This is a genomic window from Bacillus sp. V3B (assembly GCF_024494465.1).
In the GTDB taxonomy this organism is placed as follows: domain Bacteria; phylum Bacillota; class Bacilli; order Bacillales; family Cytobacillaceae; genus Bacillus_BD.
Window position 1 is genome coordinate 1 of sequence record NZ_JAETXM010000059.1, and the last position, 2,485, is coordinate 2,485.

The window sequence follows — 2,485 nt, forward strand, 5'->3', positions numbered from 1 at the left end:
TGTAGACGTCAAGTCGAATTTTACACTTTTTGCTCGTTTCCTTTTTACACTTCTGCTGAAAAAATGCTTTTCCGATTTTTCATCCGATGACTTTCCTCATTCTCACCACCATGGATGACTTCCACGCGATGAAGTAAGCGATCTAAAATAGCCGTTGTGATCCCTTGATCTCCAATTAAATTACCCCATTCATCTGGACTTTTATTTGAAGTCAGGATGATCGAACTTCGTTCGTATAAATGATTAATCAAATGAAAAAATAAGTTTGCTTCTCTCTGATCCATCGCCATATACATTAGATCATCGATAATCACGAGATCGGCATTTCTTATCCTTTTGAGCTGAACTTTAGATTTATTCAGGTATTCTTCCGACTTTAAAAGCTGCACAAGCTCACCCATTGTAGTGAAGTAAACATTGAATCCTCTGTAAACAGCTTCTAGCCCAAGCCCAATTGCGATATACGTTTTTCCGATGCCAGGGGGACCCAGAAGAATTAAATTGTATTGTTGCTCTAGCCAGCTTAATTCTCGGAGTTGAGAAAGCTGGCGGGCCGTTAAAACGTTTTGACCTTTCAGTTCGAACTCATCTAACGATTTCACGAAGGGAAAGCGTGCCCATTTCATTCTTTTTTCAAGGCTTTTCGCTTCTCGTTTTGCTAATTCATACCCTGTGATAGATTCTAAAAATTCCAGGTAGGTCCATGATGCTTTTTCAGCTTTGCGAAGAAGCTGTGGCAGCTCCTCCGCAGTCTCTGATAAACGTAACTGCCGAAATTGATCTTGCAATTCATGCACGGTTTTGTTCATCATGCTCTACCTCCTAAAATGCTGGTATAGGCATTTAAAGAACGGGTAGAGGCTTTGATATGAGAATGTTTTGGTGGACTGGTATAAAAGGATTGTACTTCTTCAATCGGTTCATCACGCAATGTATCAAGGTGATGAGCGATGTCGCGAAAGTCATTCGCATTGTATAGTTTCTCTGTCATGCACTTAATCAACACAGTATTAATTAATGCCGGATACTGTTGAATCACCTTGTAGATGATCGCAAATTGGTCTCGACGATACCTCGGGTATCTTTTGCTGATCTCATCCAAATAAGTAGCTACCTGTTTCTGATCTTCAAAGTAAGAGATAAGACGTCGCTTAAGCTCTTCAACCCCTTTTGATCGATCACGAGTATGATGCCGATTTTGAATGAGCTTTCCTTTTTCTGAGCTAATAAAATGCTCGGCAATTACATTACCATTTGCTTCTCTGCGGATGACGAGCGTCTTTTCCTCTTCGCCTGTCACTTCAATCCACACAAGATTTTCAGTCATTGTTTGATAAGTCCCGAGTGGGACGGAATAACGATTTGACTTATAACGGATCGTGTTGTCCTTGCTTACACTTCTTGTTATACTTTGGTTATTGGTACTTTCATATGAAAGTAACGAAGAGACTGGCTGTAAGTGTTGCTTTTCGAGGAGAAACACTTCTGCTGGTCTTTTTTTCGTTGTCTGGTGAACCTGATGGTTTCCAGTACGCTCGAGCCATTGTAGTGCTCGATCATTCCAGTCTTCTATGTCGCTAAACACACGACTGTCAGCGAAATTGCCTTTTATGTATTTCACTACATTTTCAATCATGCCTTTAGATTCTGGATCAGCTCTTCTGCACAAGTGAACTTTGAATTTACGCTCATTTACATAGCCTTGAAATTCAGCTGTTAAAAGCAGTTCGCCTGCATTTTCACTCACTGCGATTAAATGATCCTGATCATAAACAATTTCTTCTGTTCGTCCTCCATAAAACTGGAATGCATTTTCATGACAACGAATCGCATCTCTCGTGGTAAAAGGACGTGTCTGCCATTCTGTGTATTTATGTCTGGAGTGAGCGAGTACAAAGGCAATAAAGTACAGTTTGATTTCTTTGTTATCTGTCGTTTTCTGTTTTGTTTCACCCCAGTCTACCTGAAGTTGTTTCCCCATTGGTTGTTCAGGAACTGCTTCGTATTGACGGACAACGACCTTTTTCTCAATCTGATAAACTTCACGAATACCTTTCACATACGTTCTCACAGTACTTCCACCGACCACTAGGTCGGGATATCTCTCCAAAAGCCAATCATGAATTTGAGCACTACTTAGGTGAGGGTACTCTTCCAGCCATGCAAGTATCCAGTCTTTATAGTGATCTAGTTTTTTCTTCTTCCCCAAGGGCTGTTCAGTGTATGCTTTTGCTTCATCAAGTGACATTTCTAAATACTTATAGACAGTCGGTCTTGAGATCTTAAGCTCCTTAGCGATTTGTGCTACTTTAAACTTTCTTTTACGTAATTCATGAATCTTTACATATAACACTAACTTCTCCTCCAAAACCCTAACCTCCAGTAAAATAACGTCACTATCTATTTTACTAAAGTAGTAGGTTGATTGAGCAAAAGTGTAAAATCTTATCAAGCAAAAACTGTCAACTTCATTCTAGCGTTTACA

At 39.8% G+C, this 2,485-nt stretch carries 2 protein-coding genes; both read right to left on the reverse strand.

The genetic code is table 11. From position 1 onward, the window contains the following. Positions 1–44 precede the first annotated feature (44 nt). Positions 45–809, reverse strand: coding sequence for an IS21-like element IS643 family helper ATPase IstB (gene istB / locus JMM81_RS22465; protein WP_256243785.1), 765 nt, complete (start codon positions 807–809; stop codon positions 45–47). Further along, the gene (gene istA, locus JMM81_RS22470) at positions 809–2,353 is read right to left on the reverse strand and encodes an IS21 family transposase (RefSeq protein WP_256243787.1); all 1,545 of its coding nucleotides are present in this window, start codon (positions 2,351–2,353) and stop codon (positions 809–811) included. The genes istB and istA overlap by 1 nt, the downstream gene beginning before the upstream one ends. Positions 2,354–2,485: the final 132 nt, after the last annotated feature.

What these genes read in the sequence shown, in the direction of transcription:
- istB (WP_256243785.1), bottom strand. Translation starts at nt 809, where the DNA reads ATGAACAAAACCGTGCATGAATTGCAAGATCAATTTCGGCAGTTACGT.